The 17,129-nt window shown below is 72.1% G+C and carries 16 protein-coding genes and 2 pseudogenes; 12 read left to right on the top strand and 6 right to left on the bottom strand.

All coding sequences use genetic code 11. The features are described 5' to 3' along the window. Positions 1-31: 31 nt before the first annotated feature. The 3 genes from ACX25U_RS33320 (at position 32) to ACX25U_RS33330 (ending at position 3,410) form a co-directional block, all read left to right on the top strand. Entirely contained in the window at positions 32-511 is a 480-nt protein-coding gene (locus tag ACX25U_RS33320; protein WP_454385557.1) for an NUDIX hydrolase, read from the top strand. 54 nt (positions 512-565) lie between these two features. Then, positions 566-1,366, top strand: coding sequence for a 3-hydroxybutyrate dehydrogenase (locus ACX25U_RS33325; protein WP_454385559.1), 801 nt, complete (start codon positions 566-568; stop codon positions 1,364-1,366). Between the two features lie 79 nt (positions 1,367-1,445). Then, the gene (locus ACX25U_RS33330; protein ID WP_454385560.1) at positions 1,446-3,410 is read left to right on the top strand and encodes a helix-turn-helix domain-containing protein; all 1,965 of its coding nucleotides are present in this window, start codon (positions 1,446-1,448) and stop codon (positions 3,408-3,410) included. A 45-nt stretch (positions 3,411-3,455) separates the two neighbouring features. Here the strand turns inward: ACX25U_RS33330 and ACX25U_RS33335 are convergent. Then, a pseudogene (locus tag ACX25U_RS33335) lies at positions 3,456-3,851 on the bottom strand (MFS transporter); the annotation flags it as partial. Between the two features lie 766 nt (positions 3,852-4,617). Here ACX25U_RS33335 and ACX25U_RS33340 point away from each other — a divergent pair. Then, entirely contained in the window at positions 4,618-5,379 is a 762-nt protein-coding gene (locus ACX25U_RS33340; protein ID WP_454385562.1) for a hypothetical protein, read from the top strand. A gap of 145 nt (positions 5,380-5,524) precedes the next feature. On the opposite strand, the gene ACX25U_RS33345 is transcribed toward ACX25U_RS33340, so the two are convergent. Continuing rightward, a complete protein-coding gene (locus ACX25U_RS33345; RefSeq protein WP_454385563.1) occupies positions 5,525-5,677 on the bottom strand; it encodes a hypothetical protein in 153 nt (50 codons plus the stop codon). Positions 5,678-5,945: 268 nt separating this feature from the next. Here ACX25U_RS33345 and ACX25U_RS33350 point away from each other — a divergent pair, with 268 nt between their 5' ends. Further along, complete coding sequence (locus tag ACX25U_RS33350) at positions 5,946-6,590, top strand: protein-L-isoaspartate(D-aspartate) O-methyltransferase (RefSeq protein WP_454385565.1); 645 nt, start codon at positions 5,946-5,948, stop codon at positions 6,588-6,590. Between the two features lie 88 nt (positions 6,591-6,678). On the opposite strand, the gene ACX25U_RS33355 is transcribed toward ACX25U_RS33350, so the two are convergent. Both ACX25U_RS33355 and ACX25U_RS33360 read right to left on the bottom strand, forming a co-directional pair. Further along, positions 6,679-7,425 carry a PP2C family protein-serine/threonine phosphatase gene (locus ACX25U_RS33355; protein WP_454385567.1) on the bottom strand — a complete coding sequence of 249 codons (747 nt, stop codon included), beginning with the start codon at positions 7,423-7,425 and terminating at the stop codon, positions 6,679-6,681. A gap of 406 nt (positions 7,426-7,831) precedes the next feature. Next, the gene (locus ACX25U_RS33360; protein ID WP_454385569.1) at positions 7,832-8,254 is read right to left on the bottom strand and encodes a CBS domain-containing protein; all 423 of its coding nucleotides are present in this window, start codon (positions 8,252-8,254) and stop codon (positions 7,832-7,834) included. Positions 8,255-9,273: 1,019 nt separating this feature from the next. Between ACX25U_RS33360 and ACX25U_RS33365 the strand changes: the two genes are divergently transcribed. The 3 genes and pseudogenes from ACX25U_RS33365 to ACX25U_RS33375 all read left to right on the top strand — a co-directional run bounded on the left by ACX25U_RS33365 (position 9,274) and on the right by ACX25U_RS33375 (position 10,948). Continuing rightward, positions 9,274-9,555: a Chromate resistance protein ChrB gene (locus tag ACX25U_RS33365; protein WP_454385571.1), complete on the top strand. Its 282-nt coding sequence runs from the start codon at positions 9,274-9,276 to the stop codon at positions 9,553-9,555. Then, positions 9,524-9,964: pseudogene (locus tag ACX25U_RS33370) on the top strand (P-type ATPase); the annotation flags it as partial. The gene ACX25U_RS33365 and the pseudogene ACX25U_RS33370, both read left to right, overlap by 32 nt. A gap of 171 nt (positions 9,965-10,135) precedes the next feature. After that, a complete protein-coding gene (locus ACX25U_RS33375) occupies positions 10,136-10,948 on the top strand; it encodes an SAM-dependent methyltransferase (RefSeq protein ID WP_454385572.1) in 813 nt (270 codons plus the stop codon). 415 nt (positions 10,949-11,363) lie between these two features. On the opposite strand, the gene ACX25U_RS33380 is transcribed toward ACX25U_RS33375, so the two are convergent. After that, positions 11,364-11,624, bottom strand: a complete 261-nt coding sequence (locus ACX25U_RS33380) for a hypothetical protein (RefSeq protein ID WP_454385573.1) — start codon at positions 11,622-11,624, stop codon at positions 11,364-11,366. 313 nt (positions 11,625-11,937) lie between these two features. Between ACX25U_RS33380 and ACX25U_RS33385 the strand changes: the two genes are divergently transcribed. Continuing rightward, positions 11,938-12,423 carry a hypothetical protein gene (locus tag ACX25U_RS33385; protein WP_454385574.1) on the top strand — a complete coding sequence of 162 codons (486 nt, stop codon included), beginning with the start codon at positions 11,938-11,940 and terminating at the stop codon, positions 12,421-12,423. A gap of 28 nt (positions 12,424-12,451) precedes the next feature. On the opposite strand, the gene ACX25U_RS33390 is transcribed toward ACX25U_RS33385, so the two are convergent. Beyond that, entirely contained in the window at positions 12,452-13,366 is a 915-nt protein-coding gene (locus ACX25U_RS33390; RefSeq protein WP_454385575.1) for a DUF4231 domain-containing protein, read from the bottom strand. Positions 13,367-13,579: 213 nt separating this feature from the next. On the opposite strand from ACX25U_RS33390, the gene ACX25U_RS33395 reads away from it, so the two are divergent. From ACX25U_RS33395 to ACX25U_RS33405, 3 genes are all read left to right on the top strand, one after another. After that, positions 13,580-13,753 carry a hypothetical protein gene (locus ACX25U_RS33395; protein WP_454385577.1) on the top strand — a complete coding sequence of 58 codons (174 nt, stop codon included), beginning with the start codon at positions 13,580-13,582 and terminating at the stop codon, positions 13,751-13,753. Positions 13,754-13,938: 185 nt separating this feature from the next. After that, complete coding sequence (gene fxsBH / locus ACX25U_RS33400) at positions 13,939-16,299, top strand: radical SAM/SPASM protein FxsBH, inactivated beta-hydroxylase extension form (RefSeq protein ID WP_454385578.1); 2,361 nt, start codon at positions 13,939-13,941, stop codon at positions 16,297-16,299. Positions 16,300-16,357: 58 nt separating this feature from the next. Then, positions 16,358-17,122 carry an AAC(3) family N-acetyltransferase gene (locus ACX25U_RS33405; protein WP_454385580.1) on the top strand — a complete coding sequence of 255 codons (765 nt, stop codon included), beginning with the start codon at positions 16,358-16,360 and terminating at the stop codon, positions 17,120-17,122. The last annotated feature ends 7 nt before the right edge of the window (positions 17,123-17,129 follow it).

Below are 17,129 nucleotides of genomic sequence, written 5' to 3' on the forward strand. Positions count from 1 at the left end.
TCACCGGGGGCTCGCCCGTTAGGGTCGCTCCATGGCCACTCCTGACTTCATCCGCACGATCCGGGCCACCGCCGGCAGCCAGCTGCTGTGGCTCCCCGGGGTCACCGCCATCGTCTTCGACGACGAGGGCAGAGTGCTGCTGGGCCGCCGCTCCGACACCGGCAGGTGGTCGGTGATCGGCGGCATCCCGGAGCCGGGCGAGCAGCCGGCCGCCTGCGCCGTGCGCGAGGTCCACGAGGAGACCGCGGTGCGCTGCGTCGCGGAGCGGGTGGTCCTCGTCCAGGCGCTGGCCCCTGTCACCTACACCAACGGCGACATCTGCCAGTACATGGACATCACCTTCCGCTGCCGTGCCGTGGGCGGCGAGGCACGGGTCAACGACGACGAGTCGCTGGAGGTGGGCTGGTTCGCCGTGGACGCGCTGCCCGACCTGAACGAGTTCGGCCTGTTCCGGATCAAGCAGGCCATGTCCGATGCACCCACGTGGTTCGACCCTACGGAATCTGGCTGAAATATGGGACGCGCCCACATGGGGGGAGGTGGGAGCGCTGCCTAGGGTCGACCTATGACCTCGCCCAGCCCCCTCCCCGCCCCCCACGCTCCCTCGCTCGACCTCGGCGGCCGTACCGCGCTCGTCACCGGCGCCGCGAGCGGCATCGGCCGCGCCTGCGCGCTGCGGTTGGCCGCCGCCGGGGCGAAGGTCGGAGCCGTCGACCGGGACGCGGCGGGCCTGGACGCGCTCGCCGAGCAGGCGGGCCCACTGGCCGGCACCCTCGAACCGCGGGTCCTCGACCTCACCGACCTCGACGCCGCCGAGGAGGCGGCCGTCGGCACCGACGTGCTCGTCAACAACGCCGGACTGCAACTGGTGCGTCCCATCGAGGAGTTCCCGCCCGAGGTCTTCCACACCGTGCTCACCGTGATGCTGGAGGCGCCGTTCCGGCTCATCCGCGGCGCCCTGCCGCACATGTACAGGCAGGGGTGGGGCCGGATCGTCAACATCTCCTCGGTGCACGGCCTGCGCGCCTCCGCCTACAAGTCGGCGTACGTGGCCGCCAAGCACGGCCTGGAGGGACTGTCCAAGACCACCGCCCTCGAAGGCGCCCCGCACGGCGTCACCTCCAACTGCGTGAACCCCGGCTACGTACGCACGCCCCTGGTCGAGAGGCAGCTCGCCGACCAGGCGCGGGCCCACGGCATCTCCGAGGAGCGCGTGCTGTCCGAGGTGCTGCTGCAGGACAGCGCGGTCAAACGGCTGCTCGAACCCGAGGAGGTCGCCGAGGCCGTGGCATACCTGTGCGGCCCGCACGCCTCTGCCGTCACCGGCACCTCGCTGGTGCTGGACGGCGGCTGGAGCGCGCACTGACCACCGTCCCGGTGCCCGCTCGCTCCGGAGTTTTCCACAGGCTCCCCACGGGAACCGGGCGATGGGTGATCCTGTGAGCATGTCCAGCGATCACGTGCGGTCCATCGAACACCCCGCCGCCGACACGGGGCCGGCCACCGGCGACGCAGCGGGCGGGAGCGCCGAAGCGCCCTTTCTCGAGCTGCTGGTCCGGGGCGCGCCCACCGCCGCGTACGAACAGCCCGTGCTGCTCGCCCGCGCCGAGGGCCGGCCGGCCGAGTGGATCGACGCGCTCGAACGCGCCCGGCTGCTCGCGCTGCGTGTGCGCGCGGAGCTGGATGGACGAAGGCGGCGCGAGGCGGAACTGTCGGCGCTGTTCGAGACCGCCCACGACCTGGCCGGCCTGCGCGACCTGGACGCGGTGCTGCAGGCCATCGTGCAGCGCGCCCGCTCCCTGCTCGGCACGGACGTCGCCTACCTCACTCTCAACGACCCCGCCCGCGGCGACACCTGCATGCGCGTCACCGAGGGCTCCGTGGCGGCCCGCTTCCAGCAGCTGCGCCTGGGCATGGGGGAAGGGCTCGGCGGCCTGGTCGCGCAGACGGCCCGCCCCTACGTCACCGACGACTACTTCAAGGACGCCCGCTTCCAGCACACCGGCACCATCGACGCGGGCGTACAGGACGAGGGCCTGATCGCCATCCTCGGGGTGCCGCTCATGCTCGGGCCGCACGTGATCGGCGTGCTGTTCGCGGCCGACCGGCGGGCTCGGGTCTTCGAGCGCGAGCAGATCGCGCTGCTCGGCTCCTTCGCGGCTCTCGCCGCGGCCGCCATCGACAGCGCCAACCTGCTCACCGAGACCCGTTCCGCCCTCGCCGACCTGGAGCGGGCCAACGAGATCATCCGCGACCGCAGCGCGGTCATCGAGCGCGCCTCGGACGTCCACGACCGGCTCGCCGAACTCGTCCTGCGCGGCGGCGGAGTCCACGACGTGGCCGCCGCCGTCTCCGAGGTGCTCGACGGCACCGTCGACTTCACCGAGGCCACCGCCGCACCCGCCGACGCCCTGGAGGCCTCCCGGGCCGAGGGGCACGCGGTGCGGCACGGGCAGGACTGGATCGCCGCCGTCGCCGCGGGCGGCGAACTGCTCGGCGCTCTCGTGCTGCGCGGCCACCCCGGCCTCGACCCCGTCGACCAGCGCACACTGGAGCGGGCCGCGATGGTCACCTCGCTGCTGCTGCTCGCCAGACGGTCCGCCGCCGAGGCCGAACAGCGCGTCCGCGGCGAACTGCTGGACGACCTCCTGGACGCCCGCGACCGAGACCCCCGCCTGCTGCGCGAGCGCGCCGCCCGGCTGCACGCCGACCTCGACGCCACGCACGTCGTGCTCGCCGCCCGCCTCGACGCCCCGGCCGCCGACGCCGAGCAGGAGGCCGCCGCCCGCCGCCGTCTGTGGTCCGCGGCCTCCCATCTGGCCGCCACCCGGCAGGGCCTGGCCGCCGCCCGCGACGGCGGCACGGTCCTGCTGCTGCCCCTGCGCCGCGGGGACAGCGCGACGGAGCTGGCCCGCCGCACCGCCCGCCACCTCGGCACCGGCGTCAACGAGGTGGTCACCGTCGGCGCCTCCGCCCCCGTCGAGAACCTGACCGCCCACCCCGACACCGTCACGGCCGCCTACGCGGAGGCCCGGCGCTGCCTCGAGGCCCTGCGCCTGCTCGGCCGCACCGGCGACGGCGCCGCCGCCCAGGACTTCGGCTTCCTCGGCCTGCTGCTGGCCGGCGACCGGGACATCGCCGGCTTCGTCGACCGCACCATCGGCCGGGTCGTCGCCTACGACGAGCGCCGCGGCACGGATCTCATACGCACCCTGGAGGCGTACTTCGCCTCCGGCATGAGCCCGGCCCGCACCAAGGACGAGCTGCACGTCCACGTGAACACCGTCGCCCAGCGCCTGGAGCGCGTCGGCCGTCTGCTCGGCGACGACTGGCAGACCCCTGCCCGCGCCCTGGAGATCCAACTCGCCCTGCGCCTGCACTGCTTGTCGGCACCGGCAACGCAGAGCTGACCCTCGTACGCGCGCGTACGGGGGCCGGGGAGAAGCGACAGGGGATCAGACGGTACGCGCTCCGGTGGCCCTGGCGGCCTTCGGCTCGGCGCCCTCGGAGCCCTCGACGGCGATGAGGTCGCGGTGCCGGGTCTCCTTGGCCACGCCGACCGCGATCAGTGTCAGCACGGCCGCAGCGATCACATACAGGGCGATCCAGGTGGAGCTGCCGTAGCCGGAGAGCAGGGCGGTGGCGGTCAGCGGGGCGGGCGCGCCCGCGGCCACGGAGGCGAGCCGGGCGCAGATGGAGGCGCCGGAGTAGCGCATCCGGGTCGCGGACATCTCGGAGAAGAAGGCGGCCTTCGGGGCGTACATCGCGCCGTGCAGCACCAGGCCCACGGTGACCGCGAGGAGAAGGTGGCCGAAGCTGCCGGTGTCGATGAGCGCGAAGAACGGGAACATCCCGACGGAAGCGAACCGCGCGTCGTGCGCGGCCCTCTCGGGCTGCCGACGGAAGTCGTGGGGCCGGACGGCACCCGCACGACCTACGCGTACGACGAGCGCGGCAACCGCACCACGCTCACCGATCCGGCCGGACACACCACCCGCACCGCCTACGACGACGCCGGCCGGCTTACCTCGGTCACCGACGCCCTCGGGGACACGGCCCGTGTGGTGTGCGACGCGGCGGGGCTGACCGTGGCGGTGACCGGCCCGTCCGGCGCCACCATCCGCACCGAGCGGGACGGGCTCGGCCGCCCGGTCCGCGTCACCGACCCGGTGGGCGCGGTCACCCGGCTGGAATGGAACGCGGACGGCCGGCTGGCCCAGATCGCGGACGAGGTCATCGAGAGAGCTCGAGGGGGCCGGATGAGGAAGGACGGCGAGTACCACGGAGACACCAAGCACGGCTTCACCGACGAACGGGTTCTGGAGATCCTGAAGAACCCGGACGCGGTTTACCACTCGACAGGTGGCGCCGGAAACCTCCTTTTCCGGCAGGGGGAGGACCTCGTGGTCGCACGAGGTCCCGGTTCTGGACCGGGCAACGCCGTCAGGGCATACGGCCCTTCGGGCATCAAGGGCGACTCCGGGGCAAAGGCACTGGGCGGCCTGCCCACCGACCCGGGTGCGCCGATTACCCACACAGACGTAGTGGAGGGCAGGATTCCAGCCAAGAACGGCTACATGGCTCCGGGCGTACAGATCCGACGAGGCGGCATTCACCGTGAGACTCACTCTCGACGACGACTGGACCGCGACGGTGACGGGCGATCCGCTGCACATCACCCCACGTTTCGATTTTCGGGACTTCCGTGTGCGCATCGCGACGTACGCAAACGTCGAGGAACGCGGGCGGTTCCTTCTGGACACCTTCGGCAGCCAGCCGTGGCTGTGGGACACGCCTGACGAGCTCCGGTTCGACCGGGTCGGCCGGGAACTGGTCGGCGCCGAGTTTCAGATCCCCGGTGTTGAGGCCGCCGATGCCGAGGACTCTGCCCGCGTTCCCGCCACACCCCTCGTCCACCCGGGCGGTCTCCGCGCTGACGAGGCCCGGGACTTCCGCCTGGAGGTGACCTCTGAGCTCTGCCGCGCCCCCGGGGACACCGTGCTGACCTGCCTGCGCGACCTCGACGTCCTCGACGAGCCTCTGGAGGCCCGCGTCGGCATCGCCGCCGACGTGGCGCTCCTGATCCAGCACGGCACCGTCGTCGGCTGGAGCCTCACGGATCCCGTCCGGTATCTGACCACCGGCTTCGCCGCCCCCGACCCGGCTCCTCCCGTCCCGGCCACCCGGCTCGTGTTCACCGAATGCCTGGACGTCGTCACCACGCCGCTGCTCGACGAGGTGAGGGAACGGAACCCGGCCGCCCTGGCCCGGCTCCGGGAGATCCACCAGGCCCTGCGCGCCCAGCGCGAGGACCGGCACCGCGCCGACGCCCTGCTCTCGCTCATCGGCAACCTGGTGGAGGACTACGCGGACCGGTGACGCTCAGCCGAGGGAGCCGAGCCGCACCTGGTGCTCCGGGTCGTCCTTCTTGACGGCGATCACTGTCGAGGGCGTGTCACCGGACGACGCCCGAGGTGACGACGGCGAGGATGTCGTCGACCTCGCTGAGTACCGCGTGCACGCCCTACTGCTGGGTGAGCCTGTCGAGGACGCCCTTGATCCGGACGATCTGGTTGATCGCGGAGGATACGTCCTCGATCTCGATACGGTGGGGCCTGGCTGCCCGAGCCTTGGGGACGGTCCCCGAGGAGATGTGCAGGTTCTCGTGGAGTGCCATCGCTTTCCTGGGACCAAGGGTGGGGATGGCCTCGAACCGTTTTCCAGTCGCTCCGGCGCGTGAAGCCGTGGGCCTGCGGGTGTACTGGAAGTCAGGAGGGCCCGTGCAGCGAGAGGTCGAGGCGAGTGCGTGAGCGACGGTGCCGTGACCAGGACTCCGAACGGCTACGGGCGGCGCCGGACCAGGTGAGCCACGGCTCAGGCTCTCGCACCGGCCGTGAGCCCGGCGGCACGCCCACTCTCCGGTCATCGCACGGAAGGCAGTGGACATGAGGGAAGCCGCCTCTTCACCCGAGGGTCTCGTGCGGGCCGTCCGAGCGGTCGGCATCAGTGACGAGCGCCTGCTCCAGGCCGTACGAGCGACGCCCCGAGAGGCATTCGTCCCCACCGGCCACCAAGCGCACGCCTACCAGGACGTGCCCATTCCGATCGGGCACGGACAGGTGACCACGCAGCCCTCGCTGTCGGCCATGATGATCGAGGGCCTTGACCTGAGCGGGGACGAGCACGTCCTCGAGATCGGTACCGGGATCGGCTTCCAGACCGCGCTACTGGCCCGGCTGGCCGCCGACGTCGTGACCGTCGAGATGTGGCCGGACATCGCACGTCAGGCACGACGCAACCTCGCCCGTCAGGGCGTTCGGAACGTTGAGCTGCGCACCGGGGACGGCAGCGGCGGCGTGCAGGACCGCGCTCCGTACGACGCGATCATCGTGTCCGCCGCGTTCCCCGAGGTTCCTGCCCCGCTGGCCGGGCAACTGCGTCTCGGCGGCCGCCTCGTACAGCCCATCGGACCGGGCGGCCGGGAACAGGTCGTGTCCTTCCTGCGTACCGCGACGGGACTGGAGCGCCGGCGGACAGTCACGCCCGCTCATTTCGTCCGCCTGCGAGGGCAGTACGGCTTCCCCTTGTGAGCCCTGCGGTCCGTCGGACTGCCGGCATTCCGTCGGACAACGCGACATCGGGAAGCACGACGGCGCGCGGTGTCCGGACCGGGGGTGGCTACTGGTCCGTGATGCGTACCACGGCGAGCGTGATGCTGTCGGGTCCGCCGGCCTCGACGGCGGCCTTCCACAGTTCGAAGGCGGCCCGTCCGTCGTCGTACTCCCGCAGCAGGCCGTCGAGGACATCGTTCGGCAGTGGGTCGGTCAAACCGTCGGTGCAGATCAGGTACCTGTCGCCGGGGGAGAGGGGAGCGGCCGTCACATGGGGGGTGATGGCGCGGTATCCCGCCGTGCCGTCGAGGGACTGGGTCACGAGGGAGGTGGTGCGCCGCCCGGGTTCGGGCGGTGGGTTGTCGTCCACGCTGACCTGGAGCAGTCCGTCCCGGGGTGCCGCGAAGACCCGGCCGTCGCCCACGTTGAGCGCCGGCAGCGACCGGGGCAGGACGACGGCGCCCGCGACGGTCGTGCCCATCGTGGCCTGTCCGTCACCGTCGTTGCGTGCGGCCGCGTGCACCGCGCGGTTGCAGGCGTGCAGTGCCGCGCGGGCCTCGTCCTCATCGGTCGGACGAGGCCCGGTCGTGGCGAGCCGGTGGACGACCGGGGCACCGGCCACCTCGCCGCCGGGCCGGCCGCCGAGCCCGTCGGCGACCGCGACGACGAGCGGCGTACCGAGCGGGAACACCAGCGTCTGCGGGTTCTCGGTGACGGTGGCGCACAGGGTCCACACCCCGACGACCAGGCCGTCCTCGTTCCGCTCGCGGATCAGACCCGGATGGCTCGGCGCGCTCACGGCGGCGTACGTCATCGGAGGTCACCGGCTTCCTCACCCGGTTCGATGAACCACGGCTCCGCGACCTCCTCGACTGCCGTCCTGCCGTACGCCCAGGTGCATCGGCCATGTGCGTCAGCACGCGGGAGTGGGCCTGGCTGAAGGGGCCTTGGGGTGTACATCCCGCCCTTGTTCGCCCTGGCGTACACCTGGGTCGGGACCGACTGCATCGGCCCGAGCGCGGCCTTCACCGCCGGGACGCGTCAGGAAGGGACGGCGCAATGCGTGCACGTGGTGCCGGTGGACCACGGTTCGGTACGGGCCGGGCGTCGGAGCGGGGCCCTGAGGCGGCGGAGGGTGCTGGGACGTCATGGTCCTCGACCGAGACCCAGAGCCTTCCGTCCGCCGGGCGGCCCCGCTCAGGTGTGCCGGTCCTTCGGGATCAGCTCGCGTACACGCGATGGACGAACTCGGTGAGCTGGTCGTCGGTGAGGTGGCGAGCGATGTCCGTCTCGCTGATCATGCCGATCATGTGCTTGTTCTCGATCACCGGAAGGCGCTTGATCCGGTGATCCTCCATCTCACGCAGGACATCGGAGACATCGGAGTCGGCGTCGATCCAGCGCGGCGTGCCCTCGCACAGGTCACCGCACGTAACCTGCGCGGGATCGTGACCTGCGGCGATGCACTTCACTACGATGTCACGGTCCGTGATGATGCCGCACATCCGGTCGTTGTTGTTCGGGTCGCTGACCGGCAGCGCCCCCACCTCGTGGTCCCTCATCATCTGCGCGGCGCGGTCCAGCGTCTCGGTGCGGGGAATCCACTGGGCTCCGGGGGACATGATGTCCTTGGCAATCGTCATCGTTCTGCTCTCCACTGTGTGCGGGCTTGGGCCGGACCCTTGTCGGTGTCGGCCGCGGTCACCCTCCGGCTTTCCGTCGCTTCCTGTTACCTGGTGCTTTCACCTACGTCGTACGGGCACCCATGGCATCCCGGCAGGACGTCAGCGCCGCCGGCGCGAGGCCACCGTGAACCGGGGGTCGGGGTCGCGACTGGTAAGGCTCACCCAGCGCGGCGCGCCGAACACGGACCCCGTGCCGACGACGTCCGTCGCACCGGAAGAGTGGGTTGTGCCGTGGTCCATGGCCGTCGCACCCCGGTTCAGTACGCCTGCGGCCACCGCCCTGACCCCAGTGTCCGACGAGGGGCCCGGGTCTGCATGTCGTCCTGCTCACACTCGCGGAGGCGAACCCGTCACCGCCGATTTCGACGACTGTTCGAGCGCATGAACCGGCTGCTGGAAGGCGCCGCCGCGGTACCCGCCGCACCGGCCGTTCCGAGTGCTGCGCCCTCCTGCCCGGGGATCTCGGCGAGGGTGAGGCCGACCTGCTCGTGGCAGCGGACGGTCTCGGCGGTCACACCGCTTGTGCCGACGAGGCGGAAGCGGCCCGGTGGGGCATGGCTGGATCACCCACCGTCCCGCTCGACGGCGTCGCCCCCTTCGCCCCGGCCACGGAGGCGCCGAGCGCGGCCGAACTGTGCCAGGCGCTGAGTGCGGGCCGGGCTGGACGATCCCGACGGTGCCGGCTGGGAGGACGACGTGCTCGATCCGGTCGGACAGTCCGGGCGTGGCCGGCCGGCTCCGAGCGAGCGGGGCCCGAGGGCCGTGCATCAGGCGGTGCCGCGTCACTTCGCCGCCACTCGTGTCGGTCGACTGGCGCGCTCATCCGGCCGACTGAGCCGGGCCGCGAGCAGTCCACAGCCCACCGCCTGGCCCCCACCCACTGCCGTCGTCGCGCGTCCACCCTGCCGGGAGGTGGGCACCAACGGCCTCTTGCGGTGGAGAAAGCAACGACTGCTGCATTCTCCGCTGTGCGGACAATGGATCGTGTGGTCACCGGCTCGTTCTCGTGGTCAAACTGCCCGCCGAGCCGTTCCGGCCCCGAGGACGCCGCCCGCCTCCAGGAGCTGTTCACCGCCGCCCGCTCAGCGGACCGGACCGAACTCCTCGCCGACTGCGGCAAGTTCGAGACCGAGATCGCCAAGGAGAGCCGCGACGCCAAGTTCACCCTTGCCGAGCTCGAGGAAGAGGAGCTGTCCCTGGAGCGGCTGCGCCGTCGGCGCGCGGGACCTGACCGCCCGGGACGTCTCCGTACTGCATGACGGCACAGAAGTGCGCATCTTCGTCGGCCAGTTGGCGGTCGGTGACCGGTTCGTCGTACGTCCCGGCGAGAAGATCGCCACCGACGGCACCGTCGTCGAGGGCGGTTCGGCCGTGGACGCCTCCATACTGACCGGCGAGTCGGTACCGGTGGACGTGACGGTCGGCGACGCCGTCACCGGCGCCACCGTGAACGCCGGCGGACGGCTGGTCGTCGAGGCGACCCGGGTCGGCGCCGACACCCGGCTCGCGCGGATGGCGAAGCTCGTCGAGGACGCGCAGAACGGCAAGGCCGAGGTGCAGCGGCTCACCGACCGGATCTCCGGCGTCTTCGTCCCCGTGGTCCTGGTGATCGCCGCGGCCACCCTCGGCGGCTGGCTCGGCGTCACGGGCGACGCGACCGCCGCCTTCAAGCCGAGATCGTCGAACTGCGCCGGCATCTCCGCCCTCGTCGCGCACGCAACCCGATCGCGTGGAGCGCCGACTTCGTCCGCCGGTCCGCGGCCGAAATGGTCGTCCCTTCCAACTCCCGCCGTTAGATTGCTTTTTGAGTGATCAACGGTCCGACTTGGAGGGCATCACGTGACCGAGAGCGCCGCCTTCGGCGAGCTGAGCAAGAGGATCAGGACGGACCAGCCGCACACGGCCCGTATCTGGAACTACTGGCTGGGAGGCAAGGACAACTACGAGGTCGACCAGCAGGCGGGAGACCAGATCCGCCGGCTGCACCCGGGGATCGGGGACTACGCCCAGGCGGACCGGCAGTTCCTGGGGCGGGCGGTGCGGCACCTCGCGGGTGAGCAGGGCATACGGCAGTTCCTCGACGTCGGCACCGGACTGCCCACCGCGGACAACACGCACCAGGTTGCCCAGAGCGTCGCGCCCGAGTCCCGCATCGTCTATGTCGACAACGACCCGATCGTCCTCGCCCACGCCGCCGCCCTGCTCAACAGCAGTCCCGAGGGCCGCACCGACTATCTCGACGAGGATCTGCGCGATGTCGACTCCATTCTGGAGCAGGCCGCGCGCACCCTGGACCTGAGTGAGCCCGTGGCACTGATGCTCCTCGGCGTCGTCATCTTCATCGAGGACGATCAGGAGGCGTACGGGATCGTACGGCGTTTCATGGATCACCTGCCGAAGGGCAGCTTCCTGGTCCTGTCGCACACCATCACGCGGCCGGACATGCCCGACGTCGACGCCGCAGTGGCTTTCTGGAACGAGCACGGCACCCCGAAACTGACCCAGCGCACTCCCGGCTCCGTCGCCCGGTTCTTCGACGGGCTGGAGGTGCTGACACCCGGCGTGGTCTCCTGCAACCACTGGCGTCCCGACACCACCGGAGGTGAGCTGCCCGAGGTCGCCATGTTCGGCGCGGTGGGCCGCAAGAACTGAGCCCGCAAACAGACGCAGCCGTCCTGGGAGGGGCCTCGCGCGCGGTACGCTGCGGAGGTGACCCCGCGACATCCCCCGTTCGCGGGGTCACATGCGTGTCCGTGAGCCGGGGCTGCTGGGGCGTCAGCGTCGGTCGGTGGTGTGGATTCGGCTGCGCCCCGGAGACGGCCGGAGCGATCGCGGGCGGTGCGGTGGTGAGCCGAGGGCGCTGCTGCGGTGCCGGTCCCCACGAGGTCTCCTTCCGCTCAGCCGGGGACAGCACGTGCGCCCGACAACGGCGCGCGGCGGGAACGGTCCCGCCGTCGGCCTTCACCGCACCGAAGACCGGACCCGCGTGCCGCCCGAAGGCCCGGCCGGTCCCGCCGAGGATCTCCAGGTCCTCCCGCCGCCGTCCTCCCTCCGCGGGGCGTGCCGCTCAGACCGTACGGACCGACAGCGCCGACGCCTGTCCGGTGCACGCGGCGAGGTGCGCCGCCTCCGCCTCCAGCGCCTCCTTGGGCACCTCCGGGCTCTCCCCGAACAGCCGCACGTCCACGGTGCCGTCCGTGGACTCCCGGACGCCCCCCACCCGTCCCCGGTGCACCACCACCGGAGAGGTCCGGCCGGACGTGCGGCTCACCGCCTTCCGCCGCTCCGCCCGCGGGATCCGGGTGTCGGAGGTGCCGGGCTCCAGCACGTACTGGTCGAAACCGGCCGCAGCCGTACCTCTGCGAGGGCTTCGCGCCGGCCGGTGCGTCCGCGTCCTCCGCCCGCACGTAGCACGCCGTCCCGTCGACCTCCACCTGTGCCGGCTCCGCGCCCAGCGAGGCGGACCAGCCGCGCGCGGGTCTTGGCGTCCGGAATGAGACCCGGGGCGTCGACGGCCAGGTGGACGCCCGTCGCGGCGATCTCCCGTGCGCCCCCGCGCCGGTGGTCCGTTCGACCCGGGCACGGCGGACCACGCCCTAAGGTGGTGGTGCTCACCGACGGCGTGCGGAAGGGGACGTATCGTGGCCGGCGTCACCCGGATCGGTGTCACCGGGCACCGTTCGATCCCGGCCACCCTGCTGCCCTCGGTGCGCTCCGGCATGCGCCGGCAGCTCAGCGGCGGCGGGAGCCTGGAGGCGCTCACCAGCCTCGCGGCCGGCGCCGACCAGCTCTTCGCCGACATCGCCCTGTCCGGCGGGATCCCGGTGACGGCCGTGATCCCCGGCATGGACTACGAGACCCACCTGGGTGACGCCGCCGCCCGGGCCGCCTACCGCCGCATCCTGGGGTTCTGCGCGGCCCGGGTCGAGCTGCCCGCCGAGGCGACGCACGAGGAGGCGTACTACGCGGCCGGCCGCTGGATCGTCGACCACGCCGACCGGCTGGTCGCGGTCTGGGACGGCCGTCCGGCCCGCGGCCTGGGCGGTACCGGGGACGTGGTGGCGTATGCACGGCGGACGGGCGTTCCGGTGACGGTGCTGTGGGAGCCGGGCGTACGGCGCGACTGACACGGCGCCTGCCCCGGCTGTCGCACCGTCACCTTCCGAACGTGCCCAGCCAGTCCGAGTGCTGCGGGGACACCAGCCGCTCCGCCTCGGCCACCGCCTCGGCCCAGCCGTCCTCGGTCACCGTGGTGGTCATCGCCACCCGCAGGGTGTCCAGGTCCTGCTCGACGAGCGAGTGCGCGTAGGTGAGCGGCCGGTGCCGCCGTACCTCCTGCCAGGCCACGCCCGCCGCCGCGGCCGCGCTGAACAGGCCGGTCAGGTCCCAGCCCCCGATCACGCCGGCGGCCCGCAGCACGGCCGCGACCAGGGCGAGCAGGGTCAGCAGGGCCGTGATGGACGACCAGTGCATGGCCGCCCGGTGCGCCTGGGCGGCCCGGCGCTTGTACCAGGCGTGCTGCTCCAGGAGCCGGTCGCGCAGATAGATGTCCCGGCGTACGTCGAAGGGTTTGGCCCGCACCGCCCGCATGGCCGGGGTGATCTGCCCCGCGCCCCGGGTCTCGGCCCCGTTGCGCGCGTCCTGCCAGCCGACCTTGCGCAACTCCCGCAGCCGCTCCTCCAGGCGCTCGGCGAACAGCGCGTCGGGGTTGGGCACCCGGGAGTGGAAGGGGCCGCCGTGCACCATGTACTGCCAGGCCAGGGACTTCGACAGTTCGGCGACGGCCCGGTGCGCCTGCCAGCGGGCGCGGGCGCGGCGCCGGGAGGTGTGCAGGCCCATGGCGATGCTCAGCGCGTACAGCACCGCGGCGAAGGCCGCGGGGATGTGGCTGTCGAGGCGTTCCGCCAGCATGGCGGCCGCGGTGCCGAGCAGCAGGACGACCAGCTGTGTGCGGACGGCGCGGAAGGATTCACTCTGACGGGCGATCGCCCACTGATCACTTGTGCGGAACAGGGGCGGCAGGTCACGGTCGGTCAACGTCGTGCTGGGACCCGGAACAGCGGTGCTCATCGACCACCCCCGAAGTCGTCGCTCACCCCGAAGGTTCAGAGTATGGACGCGAACGGCCCGCAAGGCCATCCTGCGGGCCCGAGCCTGAGGTATCGTCCGCCTAAACCCGCGCTGTCCCTTTCTCGGTGGTCCGGCCAAGGACCACGGCACCGGACCTCTGGTCCTGTTGGGGCCGGGGACAAGCCGGTTCCCCTGGAAGGAGACAACAGCACGATGAACGCACAGGTGATCGCCGAGAGTGGACCGGCCGCCGGTCCCGCGCCGCACCGACGGCTCACCCCGCTGGCGGCGATCGACCCCCGCGACGCCGCCAGGACGGCCGCCCGGGTCATGGAAGCCGCGGGCCGACGTCCCGCGAAGCCGGTCACGTTCAACTCCGCGCTCTGAACTCACACGAAGCGCTCCGGACTCACGCGACGCACGGCGGGCCGCGCCCGACACCACACCAGACGCGGCCCGCTCCTTCCCCCCACCCGTTGGCGTAACCCTTGCCGGTCAATCTCTGGTGACAGCAGGGAAATTGGCGGTAGAGTAAGGTAGTTGGGATGGCTGTTCGCGATAGCCTCTCGCGCATGAGCGACCCCGCGGACATTCCACTCCAGCAACTCGTACTCAAGATCCATAGTCGTTGTGATCTGGCGTGCGACCACTGCTACGTCTACGAGCACGCGGACAAGAGCTGGAAGGCGCGGCCCGTCGTCATCGCCCACGAGACGGTCGCGCAGGTCGCGCGTCGGCTTGCGGACTACGCTCAGTTACGCCGACCGGAGTCGGTCACCGTGATCCTCCACGGAGGCGAACCCCTTCTCGCGGGACCTGCCCGGATCCGCGCCATCTGCGCCGAACTCAGTGCCGTGGTGGGCGCGGTCGGCGCACTCGATCTGGGCATCCACACCAACGGCGTACAGCTGAGCAGACGTCACCTCGATGTGTTCAGGGAATTCGACGTCCGCGTGGGAATCTCGCTCGACGGCGACCGCGTCGCCAACGACCGGCACCGCCTCGACCGCCGTGGCCGCAGCAGCTACGACCGCGTTCTGCGCGCCGTCGGCCTGCTGCGCGAGCCCGAGTACCGCCACCTGTTCGGCGGGCTGCTGTGCACGGTGGACGTGGCCAACGACCCCGTCGCCGTCCACGACGCGCTCACCGCGCTGGACCCGCCCCGGATCGACTACCTCCTGCCCCACTCCACCTGGGACAACCCGCCGCCCCGCGGCTCCTCGGGCTCCCCGGTCCCGTACGCCGACTGGCTGCTGGCGATCTTCGACCGCTGGCAGGAGCAGGGCCGGAAGGTGCCGGTCAGGACCTTCGACTCGGTGCTGAGCACGCTGCGCGGCGGGCCCAGCCTGACCGAGGCCATGGGGCTCGCGCCGTCCGACCTGGCGGTCGTGGAGACGGACGGGACCTTCGAGCAGGCCGACTCTCTCAAGACCGCCTACGACGGCGCCCCCGCCACCGGATACGACGTCTTCCGCCATGGCTTCGAGGAGGTCTCCCGGCACCCCGGTGTACAGGCCCGCCGGCTCGGCATTCAGGGCGTCGCCGAGACGTGCCGGCGCTGCCCGGTCGTGGAGTCCTGCGGCGGCGGCCTTTACGCGCACCGCTACAGCAGCGAGCGTATGTTCGACAATCCCTCGGTCTTCTGTGCCGACCTGCGCGCCCTCGTCGAGGGCATCGCGGAGCGGATCACCGAGCGCGCCCTGACCCCAGGCGTCCGCGACGCCGGCGAGCTGCGGTTCGCCCGGCTCAGACAGGACCGCGACCTGCTCGTCCACGCGGGTGAACGGCTGGCCGGACAACCGGACTGGGATGAGGCCTGGCAGGCTCTGCTCCGGCTGGACGCCGCCGACGACACCGCCGCCCACCTCGATAGGGTCCTGTCCCACAGCCATCTGCGCGCCTCGCTGCGGCACACCGCGTCCGACCCCGTCATCACCGCCCGCCTCGCCGCCACCGCGGTGGCCGTGGCCGTCCACGCCCGCGTGCCCCTGCGCCTGTCTTGGGCCCACCCCGATCCGGCACTGCACCTGCCGACGCTCGGTACGCTGACCCTGCCCACCCCGGGGCGCGTCGAGGTCACGGTGCACGCTCGGGGATTCGCCGTCCGCATGTCCGACGGCACCGGTCTCACGGTGAGCGACGATGAACACCCCTCCCGGTGGCGGCCGCTGACCTCCGTGGACGTGGGCGGCCCGGAGCCGCTGCTCATCGACGACGCCGACCCCTGGCGTGCCCGCTACGGCGCCGCCGTCACCGATCCGCTGGACCCGCCGGCCCTGGCCGCGTTCGGGGAGCGGCTGCGTACCGCCCACCGGCTCCTGGCCGAGCGCGATCCCGGCGGGCCGGGCGACCTCAACGCGCTGCGCGCCGACGTCGTCACCCCGCTCGCCGCAGGCGCCGGAGTACGGCTGGACACCGACCGGCTCGGTGCCCCGGGGGTGGCCCTTGACGCCGAACCCGCCGAGATCGCACGCGAATTGCCACGCCTGGGCCGACGTGCCCGGCTGGCCGCTCTGCGGGAGACGACGGACCTGAACGTACCGGGCACCTGGGCCGGCCGCCTCCTCACCGAGGCCGTCGAGGCGCTCGGCGACGCCGCGTACCACGGCCCCGGAACGCGCGAGGCCGCCCGGGCGCTGGAGCAGGCGGGGCAGGCCCTGACAGAGCTGTCCGGCCCACCCGCGGGCGACCTGACCGAGACCGGTGCCGTTCTGGTGGCCGAGTCGCGCGCGGAGTGGGCAGCGTGGACGGGCGACCGGCATGCTGAGACCGAGGAGCTCAGTGAATCTCCAGGGGAGTTGCACAGAGACCGCACCGACGCTCCCGTAGCGCCCGTCCCGCCCGGCGGTACCCTGACCGGGGCCGGTGCCGTCCTGGTGGCCGAGTCGCGCGCGGACAGGGCCGCCGTGCGGATGGGCGGTCGGCGTGTCTGAGGCCCGGGAACTCTGCACAACCCTCGGTGAGCTGGGCATTCGCCGCGGCGGTGTCCTCATGGTGCACGCTTCGCTCCGCGGCACCGGCACGGCCCCCGAGCGGGTGCGTGACGCGCTGCTCGCCGCGCTCGGTCGCGACGGCACTCTCGTCGTGCCCGCCTTCACCCCGGAGAACTCCGACACCTCCCGCGCCCACCAGGCCCTCATCGAGGGCCTGGACGAGCAGGACGTGCGCGCGTTCAGGGAGGCGATGCCCCCCTTCGAGCCGCATGCCACGCCCTGCCCGACGATGGGCGCCCTCGCCGAGTGCGTACGGACCACGCCCGGTGCCGTGCGCAGTGCCCATCCGCAGACCTCGCTGGCCGGACTCGGGCCGCGGGCGACCGAGTTGCTCGACGGGCACCATCCGCACTGCCACCTCGGAGAGCGCTCCCCGCTGGCCCGGCTGTACGAGGCGGACGCCCAGGTCATGCTGCTGCGCGTGGGGTTCGAGGCGTGCAGCGCATTCCATCTCGCCGAGTACCGGATGACCCCGCCCCCGCCCCGGCGTACCTACCGGTGCGTGACCGGAAACAGGGGCAACTGGATCTCGTACGAGGACGCGGCCCTGGACGACGGTGACTTCGCGGCCGTCGGGCAGCGGCTGCCGAGTGATCTCCTCGTACGGCGGGAATGGTCGGGACGAGCGGTCGTGCTCTTCCGGATGCGGCCCGCCGTCGACGACGCAATGAGCCAACTGTCCAGATGTCGCTCATCGATTGGCGTGAAACAAGCGGCCCGCACGGGGCGGTCGTCGGGCACATTGTTGACTCCGGTCGGGTGACCGCGCG

The organism is Streptomyces sp. JNUCC 63, from assembly GCF_054366325.1.